Genomic DNA, 18,055 nt, shown 5'->3' on the forward strand with positions numbered 1-18,055 from the left:
CGAGCAAGCCCGCTCCCACATTGTCCGCGTGAACACTGGAGATCAAATGTGGGAGCGGGCTTGCTCGCGAAGGCCGCGACTCGGTTCCGGATCAACCCTTGAGCTTCGACCAGATCCGGTCCTGCAGCTCCCGCGCCTTGTTGCTGCACTCTTTCTCCGGGCGCAAGCGCGAGGCGAACTCGTCGGGCATGTTGATCGCGTCCATCACCCGCCATTTGGCGTCGATCAGTTTGTCGCTTTGAATGCCGTTGTCGTAAGCGATGGCGTTGGACACGGCGGCGGCGTTTTCCGGTTTCATCATCCAGTCGATGAAGACCTTCGCGTTGCCAGGGTGCGGGGCGCTTTTCGGTACGGCGAAGTTGTCCTGGAACATCGCCAGGCCTTCGCGCGGGTACACGTACTTGATGGTGCTTTTTTGCAACGTGGCCCGGGCGGTGGAGCCGTTCCAGTTCTGCATCATGATCACTTCACCGGAGGCCATGCGGTCGACGGTGTTGTCCGAGCTGTACATCTTCAAGTGCGGTTTCTGTTTTTTCAGCAGCTCCAGAATGCGCTTGGCGTCCTGCGGGTTTTCGCTGCATTCGTCGACGTTCAGGTAATGGCTGGCGGCGTTGATCACACTGCTGGAGGTGTCGAGCGCGGCGAGTTGGCCTTCGAGTTCCTTGCGCGGTTCGAAGAACTCTTTCCACGAATCGTCCAGTTTGCCGCCGGGCACCCGGGCGCTGTCATAGGAAAACCCGGTGGTGCCCCACAGGTATGGGGCGGAGAACTTGCGACCGGGGTCGAAACCCGGGTCGCGGAAGGCCGGTTTGACGTACTGGAAGTTGGGCAAGGTCGACGCGTCGATTTGCAGTAGCAGGTTCTGGTTGATCAACGTGCGCATGATCGACTGCGACGGCACGATCACGTCATACGCCGCGCCACCGGCCTGCAATTTGGCCAGCAGGGTTTCGTTGCTGTCGTAGCCGTCCATGGTGACCTTGATCCCGGTCTCCTTTTCGAACTTGGCCAGCAGGTCGACCGGGTAGTAGTCGGTCCAGTTGTAGAAGAACAATTCCTTGGGTTCGGCGGCCTGCGCGCTGAACGCTGTGAAGCAACTCAGGGCCAGACCGGCGACAGCGAAACGCATGCTTTTGATGCTCATAGATGTACGCTCCAGAAGTACCACGATGGACAAAGGTTCATTGGTTTTTGCCGCGCTGTCCCAGCCAGAAGGCCAGCACCACCAGCACGATGGAAATCACCAGCATCAGGGTCGAGATCGCGTTGATTTCTGGCGTTACTCCGGACTTGATCGCCGAGAAGATGTACACCGGCAACGTCGTCGAACCGGGACCAGCCACAAAGAAGGTCATGATGAAATCGTCGAGGCTGACCACGAACGCCAGCACCGAACCGGACAACACCGCCGGCCACAACAACGGCAAGGTGACCCGGCGAAAAACCTGCCACGGGTTGGCGTACAAATCGTTAGCCGCCTCCAGCAAACTCTTGTCGAGGTCATTGAGCCGCGCACGGATCGGCAGGTACGCGAAAGGAATGCAGAAGCCGATGTGCGCGACGATCACTGTCAGCAAACCGAGCTTGATCCCCAGTGCCATGAACAGCAGCAGCGTGGCGACGGCGGTGACGATCTCCGGGAGGATCAGCGGCAGGTTGATCCCGCCCTCGACCATCTTCTGTCCATAGAACGGCCGATAGGTCGCCAGCGCCGCGAGCAACGCAATCGCCGTGGCACAAACCGTGGCGATGCTGGCGACGATGATCGAGTTCAACGCGGCAGTCTGGATCGACGGGTTGGCCAGAATCCTTCCGTACCAGGCAAAGGAGAACTCGGTCCACACCGTGGCCGAACGGTTGGCGTTGAAGCTGTAGGCGATTAGCACAAAGATCGGCACGTACAGATAGGCCAGGATCAACAGGCTGACTTCCCGGGTCAGAGGCAGTTTTTTCAGGTGCAGGGCGATCATGCGGTGGCTCCCCGGCGTAGAGTTTTGGCGGCGCTGCGGCTATAGAGGGCGTAACCCACCAGCGAAAGCAGCAGAATCCCCAGTAACAGGAACGACAGCGAACTGCCCAGCGGCCAGTTACGCGCGGTGCCGAACTGTTGCTGGATCAGGTTGCCGATCATCAGCGTCTTGCCTCCGCCGAGAATCGCCGGGGTGATGAAGGCACCGAGACTCGGCACAAACACCAGCAGTGCGCCGGCAATCACGCCGGGCATCGACAGCGGCAGGATGATCCGCCGCAATGCATGCCAGCGATTGGCACCGAGGTCGTATGCGGCTTCCACCAGACGCCAGTCGAGTTTTTCCAGGGTCGAGTAGATCGGCAGAATCATGAACGGCAGGAAGCTGTAGACCAGCCCGACGCTGACCGCGAAGTCGTTGTAGAGCAGGGTGATGCCACCGGCCTGGGGGAACAGCGCGTTGAGGCTCTGAGCAACCCAGCCATGCTCGCGCAGGATAATCAGCCAGGCGTAGTTGCGGATCAGCAGGTTGGTCCAGAACGGGATGGTGATCAGCAACACCATGAGGTTGCGCCGCTGCGGTGTCAGGCTCGACATCCACAACGCCACCGGGAAGCCGAACAGGAAACACAGCAACGTAGTGCCACCGGCCTGGAACACCGAGCGCAACAGCGCCTGGGCGTAGACCCAATTGAGCTCCAGTTCACCGTCGAAACCTTCCTGGAAAAACAGCTGCACATAGCTTTGCAATTGCCAATTGGCCTGCCAGTCGACGCCGCCGTAAACGTTGCGCGGCAACAGGCTGATGTAGCCCATGATGCCGAGCGGAATGGCGATCAGCGCCAGCAAAGTCAGAACCACCGGGCTGAGCAACAGCGCACGGTTGAGGGCGGGAGAAGTGCTGCTGACGCTCATCTCAGGCCTCCATCAACAGGCAGGCGTGGGGCGGCAGGTTGACCGCGACGCGATCACCGACCACCCGGCCACGGTTCAGGCCTTCGTTGTTCTCGCGCAACATGACCTTGATGTCGTTGTTCAACCGGCACTGGTAAAGGGTCGCGGTGCCGACATACAACACCGCTTCAATCACGCCGCGCAGGTGATGCGGTTGCGCCGGGTCGACCAATTGCGAGCGTTCCGGGCGGAACGCCAGTTGCACGCTGGTGCCGTCGAAGCCTTGAGCCGGGCAGGGGATTTCCACCGGCATGCCGCTCGGCACGAACAGTTTTTCGTTCTGCTGGCCGCGCTTGAGGTGGCCGGGGAGGAAGTTGATGTCGCCGATGAATTGAGCAACGAAGCGGTGCTGCGGCCGTTCGTAGATATCGTTCGGTGTGCCGATTTGCAGGATCTTGCCGGCGGACATCACGGCGATTCGGTCGGACAGGGTCAGCGCTTCTTCCTGATCGTGGGTGACGAAAATGAAGGTGATCCCGGCTTCTTTCTGTACGCGCTTGAGTTCGACCTGCATTTCCTTGCGCAGCTTCAAGTCCAGCGCCGACAGCGGTTCGTCGAGCAACAGCACTTTGGGTTTCGGCGCCAGGGCCCGGGCCAGGGCCACGCGCTGCTGTTGGCCGCCGGACAACTCGGCCGGTTTGCGCTCGGCCAGGTGTTGCATTTGCACCAGCGCCAGCATCTCATCGACGCGCTGGGCAATTTGCTTGCGATCAAGACCCTGCATCTCGAGGCCGAAGGCGATATTCTGCGCGACGCTCATGTGCGGAAACAGCGCGTAGCTCTGGAATACTGTGTTGACCCGGCGCTTGAACGGTGGCAAATCATTGACCGGTTCACCCGCCAGACGAATCTCGCCTTCGCTGACCTGTTCGAAGCCGGCAATGGTGCGTAACAAGGTAGTTTTGCCGCAGCCGGAAGGGCCGAGCAGGGTGAAGAATTCATTGTCGGCAATGTCGACTGAAACGTTGTCGAGGGCTGGAGCCAGCCCCGGATCGTCGGAATACCGCTTGGAGACGTTACGCACTTCAATCGCTGTTGGATGACCCATAATGGTGCATTCCTCTAATTATTGTATGCAATATCTGGATGCAATCTAGAAATAACCGGATTAATCTGCTCGTGCAACCCCCTTTTTCAAAGGCTGCTCATCGCCTGGGGCCGGTTGTTTAGCGCTAAAGGAGTGTTCAGATGACCGAGAAAAAACTCGAGACCACGGTCGACCGCGTCTACCAAGGGGTTTACGAGGCGATCAGCAAACGTTCATTGCGTCCCGGGATGAAGCTCGGCGAAGCGTCATTGGCCGAACTTTTTAATGTCAGCCGGACGTCGGTTCGTGCCGCGCTCAAGCAGTTGGAGGCCGATGGCCTGGTCACCACCGAGCCCAACAAAGGGGCGTCGGTGTCGTTGCCCAGTGATGAGGAGATTCGCTCGCTGTTTGAAACGAGGCGCCTGATCGAGATCGGCATCGTCACGGAGCTGTGTCGTCGTCGTGATACTGCCGTGACCCAGGACCTGCGTGATCACTTGTTGCTGGAGGATGAAGCGCACCGCAGTGGCGACCATGAACGGCTGATTCATTTGCTCGGCGAGTTCCACATCAAGCTCGCGCAAAGCCTGAACAACCCGGTGTTGCTGGACTGGTTCCGCAAGCTGATCTCCCGCGCCTCGCTGTACGCCGCCGCGCTGGATGACGACAGTCACGAGGCTTGCCGCGACGACGAACACCTGCGGTTGATCGAGTACATCGAAGCGGGCAATCAGAGCGCCGCGATCGAACTGACCTGCATGCATTTGAATGGCATCGAGAAGGCGATCCTCGACGTCGCCGCCACGCTGAAAACCGGTTACCACCCGCTCAAGCACCTGATTGAGGTTTAGCCACGCTGCTACAAGGTTCGTGCGCAGGGCACGCTCCATGGCCATAAAAATCTGCAGATCAAGAATCAGCTAACCTCTATGAAACCATTGGCGACGGCGATGCTCGAAAACAAACGGGCACGCACCGTCCTCATGCCGTTGCGATCCCTTAAGCCAGTCATCTACAGGGATACAGAGTCAGTCGATGCAGTTTCTAGACGATAGCCATGGGTGTGCAGGCTGGAACGGTGAAATGGCCGGGCGCATCCGCGCGTTCGACTGGAGCCTGACTGAGCTTGGGAACATGGAGACCTGGCCCAGAAGCTTGTGCAGCGCGGTGCAGTTGATGCTCGCGTCGCCACTGCCGATGGTGATGCTGTGGGGCCGACCGGGTTACATGATCTATAACGATGCGTACTCGAAGTTTGCCGGTGGCCGACATCCTTACCTGTTGGGTTCCCCGGTGGAACTGGGCTGGCCGGAAGTCGCCGAATTCAATCGGCATGTGGTCGACACCTGCCTGGCCGGCGGCACCTTGTCCTATCGCAACAAAGTCCTGGAGTTGCTGCGCGACGGGGTTCCCGAAGACGTCTGGCTGGACCTCTATTACAGCCCGGTGGCGGATGATGACGGGAAACCGGCCGGGGTCATGGCGATGGTGGTCGAGACCACCGAACATGTGATTTCCGAACGCCGCCGTCAGGCCGCCGAGGACGCCTATCACGCCGACAACGAACGGGTGCGCCTGGCGCTCAATGCCGGGGCTTTGCTCGGCTCGTTCGTCTGGGACATCAAGGACAATGTGCTCTCCGGCGACGAGCGTTTCGCCCGCACTTTTTCCTACCCGCCGGATCAAAACCTGGCCGACCTGCCAATGGACATCGCCGAAGCACGGATCCATCCCGATGACCGCAGCTGGGTGCAGGAGCAGATCAACCAATCAGTGGAAACCGGCGAACCCTTTAACGCCGAGTATCGGGTCCTGCGCCCGGATGGCAGTTATCTGTGGGTGCAGGCGAGTGGTGGCTGCGAGTTCAATGAGCAGGGCGAACCGTTCCGTTTTCCCGGGGTGTTGATCGATATCCACGAACGCAAGACCGCCGAAGAATCCCTGCTCAAGTTCACCCGCAACCTGGAGCAACGCGTTGCCGACGAAGTCGAAGCGCGGCTGGCAGCCGAAGAACAACTGCGTCAATCGCAGAAACTCGAAGCCATCGGCGGCCTTACCGGCGGCGTGGCCCATGACTTCAACAACCTGTTGCAAGTGATCGCCGGCAACCTGCACTTGCTGGCGCGGCATGAGCCGGACAACGCCAACGTGCAGCGCCGGGTCAGTGCTTCGATTGCCGCGGTCGAACGCGGCGCCAAACTGTCTTCGCAATTACTCGCGTTCGCCCGTCGTCAGCCCCTGTCGCCAGCGGTCTGCGACCTGCGCCAGGTCTTCGATGGGCTCGGGGAATTGTTGCAGCGGGCGTTGGGGGAAACCATCCAGATCAATGTCACCGCGGCCGAAGCTCCCTGGCACATCTACGTGGACCACAATCAACTGGAAAACGCTGTCCTCAATCTGGCGATCAATGCCCGGGACGCCATGAACGGCGAGGGGACCATTGACCTGAGCGCCGAGAACATCACCCTTGATAGCAAGTTTTGTGCAGGCAAGGGCATCGTCGCCGGCGACTATGTCTGCGTGGCAGTGGCTGACAAAGGGGTTGGCATGTCGCCGCAAGTCCTCGCACAGGCTTTCGAACCGTTTTTCACCACCAAGGCCGATGGTCAGGGCACGGGGCTGGGATTGAGCATGGTGTTCGGTTTCGTCAAGCAGAGTGGCGGGCATATCGAGATTTCCAGCGTGGTCGGGCAGGGCACTCGGGTGCAGCTGTATTTCCCGCGCAGCCTGCGACCGATGCTCAGCGAAACGACACGTCATGACCCGCAACAGCGAGGCGGACACGAAACCATTCTGGTGGTCGAGGACAACGAGGCGGTGCGCAGCTCCGCGGTGGAATTACTGAACGAAGAGGGTTATCAAGTGCTGACGGCGGCCAACGGTGACGTCGCGATGCAGATGTTGCTGGAGGGCGCTGTGGTAGACCTGATTTTCACCGACGTGGTCATGCCCGGCCTGATCAAAAGCTCGGACCTGGCCGCTTGGGCCAAGGTGCAGACACCGCCGGTGGCCGTGCTGTTCACCTCGGGCCACACCCGTGACATTATTTCGCGCAATCACCAACTCAGCCCGGATACTTATTTGCTGAGCAAACCTTATGGTCCCGAGGCGCTGACCCAAATGGTCCGCACCGTCCTCAATGGCTAACGCAATTAAAATGTGGGAGCGGGCTTGCTCGCGAAGGGGCCGTGTCAGTTGACAGAGATGTCAACTGAGAGACCGCTTTCGCGAGCAAGCCCGCTCCCACATTTTGATCGAGTACGGACCCACGCTATCAATCATTCCTTAGAACCCTCGAATCAAGGCTGGTCCATGACTTCCAATCCTCCCTCCGGCATGGTCAGGGTGCGCGGCGCCCGGGAACACAACCTCAAGAACGTCGATGTCGACATCCCCCGGGATGCCCTGGTGGTGTTCACTGGCGTGTCCGGTTCGGGGAAATCGTCGCTGGCGTTCTCGACCCTCTACGCCGAAGCGCAACGCCGCTATTTCGAATCCGTGGCGCCTTATGCGCGGCGCCTGATCGATCAGGTCGGGGTGCCGGACGTCGACTCCATCGAAGGCTTGCCGCCGGCGGTGGCGCTCCAACAACAACGAGGTACGCCGAGCACGCGCTCTTCGGTGGGCAGCGTGACGACGTTGTCGAGCCTGATCCGCATGCTGTACTCCCGGGCTGGCAGTTATCCGCCGGGGCAGCCGATGCTCTATGCCGAAGATTTTTCGCCTAACACGCCTCAGGGCGCGTGCCCCGACTGTCATGGGTTGGGCCGGGTGTACGAAGTCACCGAAGCATTGATGGTCCCGGACCCGAGCCTGACCATTCGCCAGCGCGCGGTCGCCTCCTGGCCCACCGCCTGGCAGGGACAGAACCTGCGCGACATCCTGGTGACGATGGGTTACGACGTCGATAAACCCTGGCGCGATCTGCCGAAAAAACTGCGCGACTGGATTCTCTTCACCGAAGAAACCCCCACGGTGCCGGTGTATGCCGGGCTCACCCCCGAAGAAACCAGAGTCGCGCTCAAACGCAACATGGAACCGAGTTACCAGGGCACGTTCACCGGCGCCCGGCGTTACATCCTGCACACCTTCAGCCATTCCCAAAGCGCGTTGATGAAGAAGCGCGTCTCGCAATTCATGCTCGGCAGCCCGTGCCCGTTGTGCGATGGCAAACGGCTCAAACGCGAGGCGTTGTCGGTGACATTTGCCGGTTACGACATTGGCGAGTTGTCGCAGATGCCGTTGCTGCAAGTGGCCGAAGTCTTGAAACCAGTGGCCGCTCACAGCTACCTCGAACAGACCGAGGCGGCGGGTGAGGTATTGACGCACGATCAGACCCGCGAGGCCCGCGAGCATCGTGTAGCCCACGGCGCCAGTGGCCACGCCAACGCGCCGGATGTGCGCCACACACCGAACCTGTCGGTAGAGAAACGCCTGGCCGCGCAGCGGATCGCTCAGGACTTGCTGGAGCGGGTCAGCACGTTGACCGATCTGGGGCTCGGTTACCTGGCGCTGGAACGCAGCACGCCGACGCTGTCGTCCGGTGAGTTGCAGCGTCTGCGCCTGGCGACGCAATTGGGTTCGCAGTTGTTCGGCGTGATCTACGTGCTGGATGAACCCTCGGCCGGATTGCACCCGGCGGATGGTGAAGCGTTGTTCGAAGCCCTGCAACGCTTGAAAGCCGCGGGCAACACCTTGTTCGTGGTCGAACATGACCTGGAAACCATGCGCCGCGCCGACTGGCTGATCGACGTTGGCCCGGCGGCCGGCGAGCATGGCGGCCAAATCCTGTACAGCGGGCCGCCGCCAGGGTTGGCGCAGGTGACGAACTCGCAGACGCGCGCTTACCTGTTCGCCGAGCAGGTCACTCAGCCCCAAGCCAGCCGAAAGGCGAACGATTGGCTACGGCTGGACGGCATCACTCGCAATAACCTGAACAACCTCAGCGTCGAGTTTCCGCTGGGCTGTTTTACCGCGGTGACGGGCGTCTCCGGTTCCGGTAAATCAAGCCTGGTCAGTCAGGCGCTGCTGGAACTGGTGGGCGCGCATCTCGGGCGCGCGGCAAGTGACAGCGAGACGCAAGAGTTGAGCCTTGAGGACGACGCACCGCAAATGAGCGGCGGTCAAGTCACGGCGGGGCTGGAATCGATCAAGCGCCTGGTGCAAGTCGATCAGAAACCCATCGGCCGCACGCCGCGTTCGAACCTGGCGACTTACACCGGGCTGTTCGACAACGTGCGCAAACTGTATGCCGCCACCCCCGAGGCGCAGGCCGAGGGTTACGACGCGGGCCAGTTTTCCTTCAACGTTGCCAAGGGGCGATGCTCGACCTGCGAAGGTGAAGGCTTTGTCAGCGTCGAGTTGCTGTTCATGCCCAGCGTCTATGCACCGTGCTCGACCTGCCACGGCGCGCGCTACAACCCAGAGACGCTGGCAATCATCTGGCAAGGCTTGAACATCGCCCAAGTGTTGCAACTGACGGTGGACGAGGCGGTCACGGTGTTTACCGAGCAACCGGGTATTCGCCGCTCGCTGGAGGTGCTGCGCGATATCGGCCTGGGTTACCTGCGCCTCGGCCAGCCGGCGACCGAGTTGTCGGGCGGTGAAGCCCAGCGGATCAAACTGGCCACCGAGCTGCAACGCAACCAGCGTGGGGCAACGTTGTATGTGCTCGACGAGCCCACCACGGGTTTGCACCCAAGGGATGTCGATCGCTTGCTCGAACAGTTGAATACGCTGGTGACGGCGGGGCATACGGTGATCGTCGTCGAACATGAAATGCGTGTGGTGGCGCAGAGTGACTGGGTGATCGACATCGGCCCGGGGGCGGGGGATCAGGGCGGGAAGATTGTTATTGCAGGCACACCGCAGAAGGTCGCCAAGAGTAAAAAGAGCCGGACAGCACCGTTTTTGGCCAGAGTCCTCGGGTAAATCAAAAGATCGCAGCCTTGCGATGGAACCCTGTCCCCCAGGTGGCTTCGAATCTTCAAGGCCCGACTGTTTCAGCCGCGCACGTGCAGTGATGAACGAGGTACTTATGAAAGATGACAGTGATCTTGAGGAGAACGCGAAAACCGCCGAACCGGAAAGCGCAGACAAAGCGGTCGACCAGAAGCAACTCCACACCGATAACGACAATGAGTTCAGCCCGGGTTTCAAGCCCAATCCCGACCGGCCCAAACCCGGAGATGACACCGATGCCGACATCGACACCGATGGCGGCTAGTCAGGCATTGAAAACGGCCGCATCAAACGGTGCGGCCTTTTTGTGGGAGGGTTATTTGCTCGGATGAGCAGCCTGGAGTTTTTTTGCCATATCCAGATGCTTCTCCAGCGCCGGCAGCATTTTTTGCGCGAAACCTTTCAAGTCCGTGGCGCCTTTGGTTCTGTCGTCCGTCACCGTGTTGGCTTCTTTCTTGAACAGTTCGAGGGTGCCTTCGTGAGCCTTCACCTGATTATTGGCGTAGGCCGCATCGAAGGACTCATCGCGCAAGTCGAGGATTTTCTCTTTCGCCTGTTTGACCAGCGTCGTGCTGTCCGGTACCTCGATGTCATTCTTTTTTGCCAGCGCCGCCAGTTCATCGTTGGCCTTGGAATGGTCGGTGATCATCATGTTGGCGAATGCCTTGATGTCCGCCGATGAGCTTTTTTCCAGGGCCAGTCGGCTCGTTTCGACTTCCGCGATACCGCCCGCGGCCGCGCTGTCGACGAAGTCATTGGAAGTGGCAGCAAACGCCGTGCCCATGCTGGTGCTCAAGGCAACGGCCAACGTGAGGTGGCGCAGGGTAAATCCGTCCATTGGTTAGTCTCCACACAGGTTTCATGGGCGATCGAGTGATCGTTAACGTGTGGAGGCCGACGAGCGGACAAAGGTTTTATTGCGTTTGTGGCAGGGCGACGAACGGGCACCGCTGGTCTGATAGGCGGTCGACAGAACGGGCTAACCGAGGCCATTCTGATAGTTGGTGAACGCAATTGATCGCGTTTGCCTCCGATCAACAAACGGAGGTGTTCCATGCCGGTGCCACACGACCTTTATCAGGATCTCAAGCTTTCAAAGGAAGATATCCAGCAAAAACGCACCAAGGATCCGTTACTGGATTCACTGATCAACAAGTATTCGCAGGCGGATGCCGAGGTCGTAAAGGCTGAATCCGCAAAATCGGATGCGCCCAGTGATGACGCATTGAAGAAACTCAAGGCGAAGCGCGTGGAGGTTAAGCAAAAGATCGTTGATCGACTCCAGACGCCGTCCTGACGCGCCCTGTCTGGTCACCGACGAGCGGTGACTGAAAAACTGGAACGGCGATAAATACCGGCACCTCGAATGTTCAGAGTCCGAATCTACGGCTCCATGCGAGGTGCCCCATGACCGAACGCACCACCATCAATCCAGCGCGGTGCTCAACGGCAATCGCGCCATGTGTTTGGCCTTCAACGACCCGAAATACAACCAATCCCCATACTCGCGAACGGTCGTGATCGGCGAGTAGTTGTCGCGGCTACCGTCCTGCAAGTTGGCGATCACTTTACCGTCCAGATCCAGGCCCAGCGCGAAGGCGCGTTTCTCCACCGGTTTAGGCAGGACAGTCATGGCCCGCACGATCATCTTGCGCACGAAGGGATGCGGCGCGGTCGCATCGAGCAATGCGTTGCGCGGTGCATAGAGCGCCACCCAGAAGCGGTCGCGACCATTGAACGCGAGGTTGTCCGGCAACCCTGGCAAGTTGTCGATGAATAGATCGTGGGTGCCGGCTTTGGGGCCGCTCAGCCAGTAACGACTGATGCGATAGGCGCCCGTTTCGTTGACCAACACAAAGGCATCGTCCGGGCCCAGGGTCACGCCGTTGGCGAATTCCAGCTTGTCCAGCAGGACCGCGGTCTTCCCGGTCTGGAAGTCATAACGCAGCAAGCGGCCATCGCCGCCGTGCTCGATGATCGCTTCGCCGTCACTGCCGTAGCCAAAGCGACTGGAGGCATCACTGAAATAGGCGTAGTGCCCGGATTTGTCGATCACCACGTCGTCGGTGAAGCCGAAGGGCACGCCACTGGCCGCCGTGGTCAGTGCAATCAACCGGCCCTGGGCATCCAGTGACAGCAAGCCCTTGACCCCGTCGGCAATTACCAGCAGACCGTTGGGATGACGGGCCAGGCCCAAGGGCCTGCCGCCCGTATCGGCCAGCACCTTGGTGACCTTGCCATCGAGGCTGGTACGGATCAATCGGCCGTCATGCAAACCCGTGATGAGAACGTCTTCCTCCAGCAGCAACGCTTCCGGCCCGTCGATATCCGCGGCGCCAACGCGCTCCACGCCTTTGAGGCGCTGATTGTCGGCGTAGATGCCGCTGGTGAGGGAGGGCGCCGGTGGCGGAGTCCAGGCCACCGGTTGAACCTTGGTCGGCATCAGCAGCAGAAAGGCACTGATGGCGACGATCACCAGCAACACCACATGGCGAAACTTGATGGTTCGACTCACGCGGTCACTCCTGCCGGGGCCAAATGTTTTTGCGCCATCTCGCGCAATGCCAGCATCGACGCTGCCGACTCACGATCGATGCGCCGCTTGAGCAGCAGTCGATTGGCAATGCGCATCGCCAGGCCGCTGAACTGATACTCCAGGGTGCGTACAAAGCGTGTGCCATCGCCCCTGGCCTCGCACTCGTAAGTCACCACTAAAGACAACCCGTGATCGTCATGGGCCCAGGCACTCCAGCGGCGTCCTGGCAGGTATTCGTTAACTTCCCAGTGCAAGTGTCCTTCACGCCCGCCCGCCTTGATGTCTTCCTCAAATCGTCCCCCGACATGCAGCGGACCGCTCTGGCCGTCGACCTTGAGGGACGAGGGATGCCATTCCGGCCAACGGGTCACGGTGCTGGCATAGGCGAGCACGTCAATCGGGTCTCCAGCAATGTCGATCTGATGCTGCATGCGGGTCATGGTCGTTCTCGTCGGGTGCAGGTCCGTCGGCTCCGGCTCCCAATAGAGGGTGCCGAACAGGTAGTCCATCAGCGGAAAAACGATATTGAAATTGCGTTCCTGCATCAGCTCACGACGGTGATGCAGTTCATGCAGGCGGCGCATCTGGCGGATCCACGGCAACCGTGTGACGGGGTTCTCCGGCGGCAGGTGCTCACAGGCATGGAACACTTCATAGGTCAGGTAGCCGAGGACCAGACAGCCGCCGAACAACCCGGCGACATTGGCATCGAACTGCGCAAGCAGCCACCAGACGGGCAGGGTGATGACGACCGTGTGCAACACGATCAACCAGGCTGGAAACAGAATCACCCGCCAGTCCCGGGCACTGTCGTAGGTCATGTGGCCAGGGGCGAAAAAGCTGTGATGGTCACCGGCATGGCGTGCGTAGAACATTCGCGCGAAGTTTTTTTTGTGATGCCCCAGGTGCCGATGGACCATGTACACGCCGAAGTTGAAGAACAACAACGTCAACGGCATCGCCAGCCATTCCAGTGGTTGCACCTGATGCACGGTGCTCCAGAATCCGCCGATGGCCAGCACCCCGAACAGCAGCACAAAAGCGCCGTGCAGCCATGGGTTGTAGAGCGGATGAATGTCGGCACGGTAGCGGGCGCGGAATGCTTCGGTGGTCTGCCTCACTGCAATCACCTGTAGTTATTGTTATCTCCAGCAGATTAGACGATCCCGGCGTTTTGGCTGGCCCAACCTTGAGGACGCAACCGCCATGATCCGGTGCAAACCGGACTCAGGTCAGCGGGTTCCAGCGTTGCGACCAGTCATCGTCGGATTTGATCACCTCGCGCAGCAGGTCGAAGGCTCGTTGCAACGTCGCGGAGTCGCGGTCGCGGGAGTAAACCAGATAGGTCGGGTAGCTGAATTCCGGGGCTTTGGGCACTTGCTCCAGCACACCACTTTCCATATAGCTCTGGACCACCCGGGTGCGGAAGTAGCCGCTGCCGCCGTTTTCCAGAATGTATTGCAAGCCCAGTGGGCCGAGGTTGAAGCTCAATGCGGCTTTGGCTTTTTCCGGCAGGGCCGCGTCGTGCTGGCGGCGGAAGTCCGGGCCCCAGTCGATGTACACATAGGGATCGGGCCTTGCGGCCAAGCGGATGAGGACCAGTTTTTCTTCCAGCACCTGTTCGACTTGCAAGCGCGGCCAATACTCGGGCTGGTAAACCAGCGCCGCATCCAGAACCCCCAGTTCCAGTTGGCGCAGCAGGTTTTCACCGTCACGGATTTCCATGCGCAGGGCGTGGCTGGGGATCTTCTCGCGCAGCGCGCCGGCCCAGCTGAGCATCAGCGGGTTGCACAGACTGACCTCGCCACCGATGTGCAACACGTCGCGGTAACCCTCGGGCAGCGGCAAGTCCCGTCGCGCCGCTTCCCAGGTTTCGACCAGTTGATTGGCGTAGACCACAAAGGCTTCACCGTTCGGCGTCAGGCGCGCACCGGCGCGGTTGCGCACGAACAACGTACTGCCTAGCTGGCTTTCGAGTTTCTGTACCCGCGCCGTGATCGCGGTCTGGGTCACGTGGAGTTTTTCAGCCGCCGCGGCAAGGCTGCCGTGGCGGACGATTTCCAGAAAGGTGCGGGCGAGATCGATGTCCATGGGGTGGCCGGTGCGGGAGGTGCGCCATTGTAAACGGATACCGTCGGATCAGTTCATGTAGCAGCTGCTACAGGGATCGAGGAGCTGCCGCAGGTTGCGATCTTTTAGCGGTTCATTTCAAAACGCAAAACACGAACAACCAAAGGCCCCCCAGAAACCGGCGAAATCACTGACCGGCGCCGAGGACAGCCGCGCCCGTTCATGGCGATGGGCATGCACCGCGCAAGCCCCGACGCATTGATGAACCTGTGCCGTCAGCGGCGCCAGGGGTTTCCAATGGCCCGGTACTTTGGCGACTGGCGACCACTCCGGCACTACGGGGACTGGAGGCGGTCCGAGTTTTTCAAACTCGACGCTGCCGTAGACGATCTTGCCGTCGACGATGGTCAGTACCGATTCGATCCATTTGACCGCTTCATCCTCGATATGGAAGTAATCCGCCGACAGCGCAATCAGGTCCGCCAGTTGCCCGACCTTGATCTGGCCTTTTTTGCCTTGCTCGGAGGAAAACCAGGCGCTGCCGTGGGTGAAGAGTTCCAGCGCGGTATCGCGGCTCAAGCCTTGCGGGTACAGCGCCAGACCTCCGACGGTGCGGCCGCTGATCAGCCAGTACAGCGAAGTCCAGGGGTTGTAGCTGGACACGCGCGTGGCATCCGTGCCGGCGCCGACCGGAATGCCTTCGGCCAGCATACGAGCGATGGGCGGGGTGGCTTCGGCAGCCTTGGCACCGTAACGGTCGACGAAGTATTCGCCCTGGAATGCCATGCGGTCCTGGATCGCGATGCCGCCGCCAAGGGCTTTTACCCGTTCGATGTTCTGCGGGGTGATGGTTTCCGCGTGGTCGAAGAACCACGGCAAACCGTCGAACGGAATGTCGCGATTAACCTTCTCGAACACGTCGAGCATGCGGCTGATGGATTCGTTGTACGTGGCGTGCAAACGGAACGGCCAACGCTGTTCCACCAGATGGCGGACCACCGGTTCCAGTTCCTGCTCCATGGTTTGCGGCAGGTCTGGGCGGGGCTCGAGGAAGTCCTCGAAATCGGCCGCCGAGAACACCAGCATTTCCCCGGCACCGTTGTGCCGTAGAAAGTCATCGCCCTGACCGTAGTGGGAGGTGCTGGTCCAGTTCTTGAAGTCGGTCAGCTTTTCCTTGGGTTTCTGCGTGAACAGGTTGTAGGCAATGCGCACCGTGAGCTGTTGGTCTTTGGCCAGTTGCTGGATGACTTGATAGTCGTCCGGATAATTCTGATAACCGCCGCCGGCGTCGATGGCGCTGGTGACACCCAGGCGATTGAGTTCGCGCATGAATTGGCGGGTGGAGTTGACCTGGTACTCCAGCGGCAGTTTTGGGCCCTTGGCCAGGGTCGAGTAGAGAATCATCGCGTTGGGGCGGGCGATGAGCATGCCCGTCGGGTCGCCATTGGCATCGCGCTGGATTTCGCCACCCGGCGGGTTCGGCGTGTCACGGGTATAGCCGACCACTTTCAATGCCGCGCGGTTGAGCAGGGCACGGTCGTAGAGGTGCAGGACGAACACCGGGGTATCCGGCGCGGCCTTGTTCAGTTCATCAATCGTCGGCAGGCGTTTTTCGGCGAACTGGAATTCGTTCCAGCCACCGACCACCCGCACCCATTGCGGCGTGGGTGTGCGGTCCGCCTGATCCTTGAGCATGCGCAGCGCGTCGACCAGTGAAGGGACGCCTTCCCAGCGCAGTTCGAGGTTGTAGTTGAGGCCACCACGGATCAGGTGCAGGTGCGAGTCGTTAAGGCCGGGAATCACCGTGCGACCGTGCAAGTCGATTATCTGGGTGCCGGGGCCTTGCAGGGCCATGGCCTGGGCATCGCTGCCGACCACCACGAAGCGTCCGTCCTTGATCGCGACGGCGCTGGCTTGGGGTTTTTTGCGGTCGACGGTGTGCAGGCGTCCGTTGTACAGGATGAGGTCGGCGGGGGCGTCGGGCATGGTTTTACTCCCTGCGATTAGCGGGCTGATCCAGGCACCGACGGCGCCTGCCGAAAGGCCTTGCAGTACACGGCGGCGGTTAAATCCGTCGTGGTCGTCAGGTGGGCTCATGGGCAGTGCTCCACGCAAAGGCTCTTGATAAAAAAGCGAGGGCAAACAGCCGATGTCTGACGCATGCGGCCAGAAGGAATATAGACGGCAAATCCACAGGTAGCCGTTTTCCAATGGCGAAAAACGACGAATCCCGCCTCGAGGGGCGGGATTCGTTTGCAGCCAGGCGTGCTCCCGAAGGTCGGGAGCGGCGCGCTTAGGCCGGGAACAGCTCGGACAGTTTCATGGCCAGCATCATGTCGCCTTCAGCGCGCAGTTTGCCGCCCATGAAGGCTTGCATGCCGTCGGTTTCGCCGCTGACGATGCCTTCCAGGGTTTCGCCGTCCATGACCAGAGTCACCTGGGCGTCCGGGTTTTCGCCTTCCTGGAGCTCGCAGGTGCTGTCCTTGACGATCAGCGAGAAGTTCTTGGTGTCGTCGATGCGGAAACCGAATACCAGGTCCAGACCGGCAGCAGCGGCTGGGTTGAACTTGGCTTTCATTGCTTGTACGGCATCAGCTACGGAGGTCATGGTTCGATCCTTTCTTGGGTAATTAGAGCTGGGTGATTACAGCCAGGGTCACAATTGTCCGGACTCAGCGAAACGTGATGAGTTCCGGGGTCTTCAACAGTTGCAGGTGCGCATGACTGTTGAAAGAAGACAGAGCCACCTCACGACCGCGAAACTTCAGCAGGTTGAGCGAGGTGTTGACGATTTGCCAGTTCAGTTCAAACGCCTGCTTTGCCGGCATTTGCGTAATGAGATGGAGCAGGGCCGTGATGGTGCCGCCGGAGGTGAACACGGCGATTTTCTGGGTGTTGTCGGCGCTTTCGAGGATTCGCTGCAGACCGGCTTGCACCCGTTCGACAAACCCCAGCCAGCTTTCCAGGCCCGGTGTGTCATAGGTGCCGGCGAGCCAGCGCTCGATGATCAGGGCGAAGATGCGCTGGAACTCGCCGCGGTTTTGCGCGGCATTGCGCAGGATGTGCAGCGCTTCGGGCTCGTCCGGTAACATGGCCGGCAGCAGCGCGCGGATCACCGCGTCGGCGTCGAACTCATTGAAAGCGGAATCGATTTCCACGACGGGAACCGGCAGGCCTGCCGCAGCGAACTGTTCCAGTGCGCTGTTGGCCGTATGTTGCTGGCGGCGCAGGTCGCCCGAGAGGCAGCGATCGAAGCTGATGCCCAGTTCGGCGAGGTGCTGGCCGAGGACTTCTGCCTGGCGAATACCGGTGGGCGACAGGACGTCATAGTCGTCTGCACCAAAGGAGGCCTGGCCATGTCGAATCAAATAGATACTGCCCACGTCCGCGTCATCCCGGTACGTTGAAGGTTCGGCGAGGTTATGAGGATGAAGGTGAGCTGTCAATGAAAAAACATACGCTTGTTTGAAATGCCCGTTACAGGGCTGTTGCCAGAGGTTTCACGGCTGGCCGCCGGCGCGGCGCATGGGTATGCTGG

At 60.3% G+C, this 18,055-nt stretch carries 16 protein-coding genes; 5 read left to right on the top strand and 11 right to left on the bottom strand.

Annotated elements, in window-relative coordinates:
• Nucleotides 1-91: 91 nt before the first annotated feature.
• Genes ACMXYJ_RS14460 through ACMXYJ_RS14475 form a run of 4 tightly spaced genes read right to left on the bottom strand, consistent with a single transcriptional unit; the run spans nt 92 to nt 3,971 of the window.
• Nucleotides 92-1,144, bottom strand: coding sequence for an extracellular solute-binding protein (locus ACMXYJ_RS14460; RefSeq protein WP_415760365.1), 1,053 nt, complete (start codon nt 1,142-1,144; stop codon nt 92-94).
• Nucleotides 1,145-1,181: 37 nt separating this feature from the next.
• A complete protein-coding gene (locus ACMXYJ_RS14465; RefSeq protein WP_008154998.1) occupies nt 1,182-1,970 on the bottom strand; it encodes an ABC transporter permease in 789 nt (262 codons plus the stop codon).
• On the bottom strand, nt 1,967-2,884 hold the full coding sequence (locus tag ACMXYJ_RS14470; protein ID WP_415760366.1) for an ABC transporter permease: 918 nt from the start codon (nt 2,882-2,884) through the stop codon (nt 1,967-1,969). Before ACMXYJ_RS14470 ends, ACMXYJ_RS14465 begins: the two co-directional genes overlap by 4 nt.
• Nucleotide 2,885: 1 nt before the next feature.
• A complete protein-coding gene (locus tag ACMXYJ_RS14475; RefSeq protein WP_415760367.1) occupies nt 2,886-3,971 on the bottom strand; it encodes an ABC transporter ATP-binding protein in 1,086 nt (361 codons plus the stop codon).
• 140 nt (nt 3,972-4,111) lie between these two features.
• Between ACMXYJ_RS14475 and ACMXYJ_RS14480 the strand changes: the two genes are divergently transcribed.
• The 4 genes from ACMXYJ_RS14480 to ACMXYJ_RS14495 all read left to right on the top strand — a co-directional run bounded on the left by ACMXYJ_RS14480 (nt 4,112) and on the right by ACMXYJ_RS14495 (nt 10,176).
• Complete coding sequence (locus ACMXYJ_RS14480) at nt 4,112-4,801, top strand: GntR family transcriptional regulator (protein ID WP_008154995.1); 690 nt, start codon at nt 4,112-4,114, stop codon at nt 4,799-4,801.
• Nucleotides 4,802-4,985: 184 nt separating this feature from the next.
• Nucleotides 4,986-7,097: a hybrid sensor histidine kinase/response regulator gene (locus ACMXYJ_RS14485; RefSeq protein WP_415760368.1), complete on the top strand. Its 2,112-nt coding sequence runs from the start codon at nt 4,986-4,988 to the stop codon at nt 7,095-7,097.
• Nucleotides 7,098-7,262: 165 nt separating this feature from the next.
• A complete protein-coding gene (gene uvrA / locus ACMXYJ_RS14490) occupies nt 7,263-9,881 on the top strand; it encodes an excinuclease ABC subunit UvrA (RefSeq protein WP_415760369.1) in 2,619 nt (872 codons plus the stop codon).
• A 106-nt stretch (nt 9,882-9,987) separates the two neighbouring features.
• The gene (locus ACMXYJ_RS14495) at nt 9,988-10,176 is read left to right on the top strand and encodes a hypothetical protein (protein WP_140684055.1); all 189 of its coding nucleotides are present in this window, start codon (nt 9,988-9,990) and stop codon (nt 10,174-10,176) included.
• Between the two features lie 51 nt (nt 10,177-10,227).
• Here ACMXYJ_RS14495 and ACMXYJ_RS14500 read toward each other — a convergent pair whose 3' ends face one another.
• Nucleotides 10,228-10,749: a DUF4142 domain-containing protein gene (locus ACMXYJ_RS14500; RefSeq protein ID WP_415760370.1), complete on the bottom strand. Its 522-nt coding sequence runs from the start codon at nt 10,747-10,749 to the stop codon at nt 10,228-10,230.
• A 216-nt stretch (nt 10,750-10,965) separates the two neighbouring features.
• Between ACMXYJ_RS14500 and ACMXYJ_RS14505 the strand changes: the two genes are divergently transcribed.
• On the top strand, nt 10,966-11,208 hold the full coding sequence (locus tag ACMXYJ_RS14505) for a DUF465 domain-containing protein (RefSeq protein ID WP_046048501.1): 243 nt from the start codon (nt 10,966-10,968) through the stop codon (nt 11,206-11,208).
• A 129-nt stretch (nt 11,209-11,337) separates the two neighbouring features.
• Here the strand turns inward: ACMXYJ_RS14505 and ACMXYJ_RS14510 are convergent, their stop codons facing one another.
• The 6 genes from ACMXYJ_RS14510 to ACMXYJ_RS14535 all read right to left on the bottom strand — a co-directional run bounded on the left by ACMXYJ_RS14510 (nt 11,338) and on the right by ACMXYJ_RS14535 (nt 17,900).
• Nucleotides 11,338-12,426 carry an SMP-30/gluconolactonase/LRE family protein gene (locus ACMXYJ_RS14510; RefSeq protein ID WP_415760371.1) on the bottom strand — a complete coding sequence of 363 codons (1,089 nt, stop codon included), beginning with the start codon at nt 12,424-12,426 and terminating at the stop codon, nt 11,338-11,340.
• Nucleotides 12,423-13,568 carry an SRPBCC family protein gene (locus tag ACMXYJ_RS14515; RefSeq protein WP_415760372.1) on the bottom strand — a complete coding sequence of 382 codons (1,146 nt, stop codon included), beginning with the start codon at nt 13,566-13,568 and terminating at the stop codon, nt 12,423-12,425. Before ACMXYJ_RS14515 ends, ACMXYJ_RS14510 begins: the two co-directional genes overlap by 4 nt.
• 106 nt (nt 13,569-13,674) lie before the next feature.
• The gene (locus ACMXYJ_RS14520) at nt 13,675-14,538 is read right to left on the bottom strand and encodes a LysR family transcriptional regulator (protein WP_415760373.1); all 864 of its coding nucleotides are present in this window, start codon (nt 14,536-14,538) and stop codon (nt 13,675-13,677) included.
• Nucleotides 14,539-14,655: 117 nt separating this feature from the next.
• The gene (locus ACMXYJ_RS14525; protein ID WP_415760725.1) at nt 14,656-16,503 is read right to left on the bottom strand and encodes an amidohydrolase; all 1,848 of its coding nucleotides are present in this window, start codon (nt 16,501-16,503) and stop codon (nt 14,656-14,658) included.
• A gap of 307 nt (nt 16,504-16,810) precedes the next feature.
• Nucleotides 16,811-17,125: an SCP2 sterol-binding domain-containing protein gene (locus ACMXYJ_RS14530; RefSeq protein WP_008154977.1), complete on the bottom strand. Its 315-nt coding sequence runs from the start codon at nt 17,123-17,125 to the stop codon at nt 16,811-16,813.
• A 64-nt stretch (nt 17,126-17,189) separates the two neighbouring features.
• The gene (locus ACMXYJ_RS14535) at nt 17,190-17,900 is read right to left on the bottom strand and encodes a histidine phosphatase family protein (RefSeq protein WP_415760374.1); all 711 of its coding nucleotides are present in this window, start codon (nt 17,898-17,900) and stop codon (nt 17,190-17,192) included.
• Between the last annotated feature and the right edge of the window lie 155 nt (nt 17,901-18,055).

Origin of the sequence: Pseudomonas arabinosi, assembly GCF_047758675.1 — a bacterium.
Lineage (GTDB): Bacteria > Pseudomonadota > Gammaproteobacteria > Pseudomonadales > Pseudomonadaceae > Aquipseudomonas > Aquipseudomonas arabinosi.

Bases quoted from the DNA above. Each gene is read 5' to 3' on its own strand.
- ACMXYJ_RS14485 (WP_415760368.1), top strand. From the start codon at position 4,986: ATGCAGTTTCTAGACGATAGCCATGGGTGTGCAGGCTGGAACGGTGAA.
- ACMXYJ_RS14495 (WP_140684055.1), top strand. From the start codon at position 9,988: ATGAAAGATGACAGTGATCTTGAGGAGAACGCGAAAACCGCCGAACCG.
- ACMXYJ_RS14470 (WP_415760366.1), bottom strand. From the start codon at position 2,884: ATGAGCGTCAGCAGCACTTCTCCCGCCCTCAACCGTGCGCTGTTGCTC.
- ACMXYJ_RS14465 (WP_008154998.1), bottom strand. From the start codon at position 1,970: ATGATCGCCCTGCACCTGAAAAAACTGCCTCTGACCCGGGAAGTCAGC.
- ACMXYJ_RS14480 (WP_008154995.1), top strand. From the start codon at position 4,112: ATGACCGAGAAAAAACTCGAGACCACGGTCGACCGCGTCTACCAAGGG.
- ACMXYJ_RS14530 (WP_008154977.1), bottom strand. From the start codon at position 17,125: ATGACCTCCGTAGCTGATGCCGTACAAGCAATGAAAGCCAAGTTCAAC.
- ACMXYJ_RS14475 (WP_415760367.1), bottom strand. From the start codon at position 3,971: ATGGGTCATCCAACAGCGATTGAAGTGCGTAACGTCTCCAAGCGGTAT.
- ACMXYJ_RS14460 (WP_415760365.1), bottom strand. From the start codon at position 1,144: ATGAGCATCAAAAGCATGCGTTTCGCTGTCGCCGGTCTGGCCCTGAGT.
- ACMXYJ_RS14505 (WP_046048501.1), top strand. From the start codon at position 10,966: ATGCCGGTGCCACACGACCTTTATCAGGATCTCAAGCTTTCAAAGGAA.
- ACMXYJ_RS14500 (WP_415760370.1), bottom strand. From the start codon at position 10,749: ATGGACGGATTTACCCTGCGCCACCTCACGTTGGCCGTTGCCTTGAGC.
- ACMXYJ_RS14525 (WP_415760725.1), bottom strand. From the start codon at position 16,503: ATGCCCGACGCCCCCGCCGACCTCATCCTGTACAACGGACGCCTGCAC.
- ACMXYJ_RS14520 (WP_415760373.1), bottom strand. From the start codon at position 14,538: ATGGACATCGATCTCGCCCGCACCTTTCTGGAAATCGTCCGCCACGGC.
- uvrA (WP_415760369.1), top strand. From the start codon at position 7,263: ATGACTTCCAATCCTCCCTCCGGCATGGTCAGGGTGCGCGGCGCCCGG.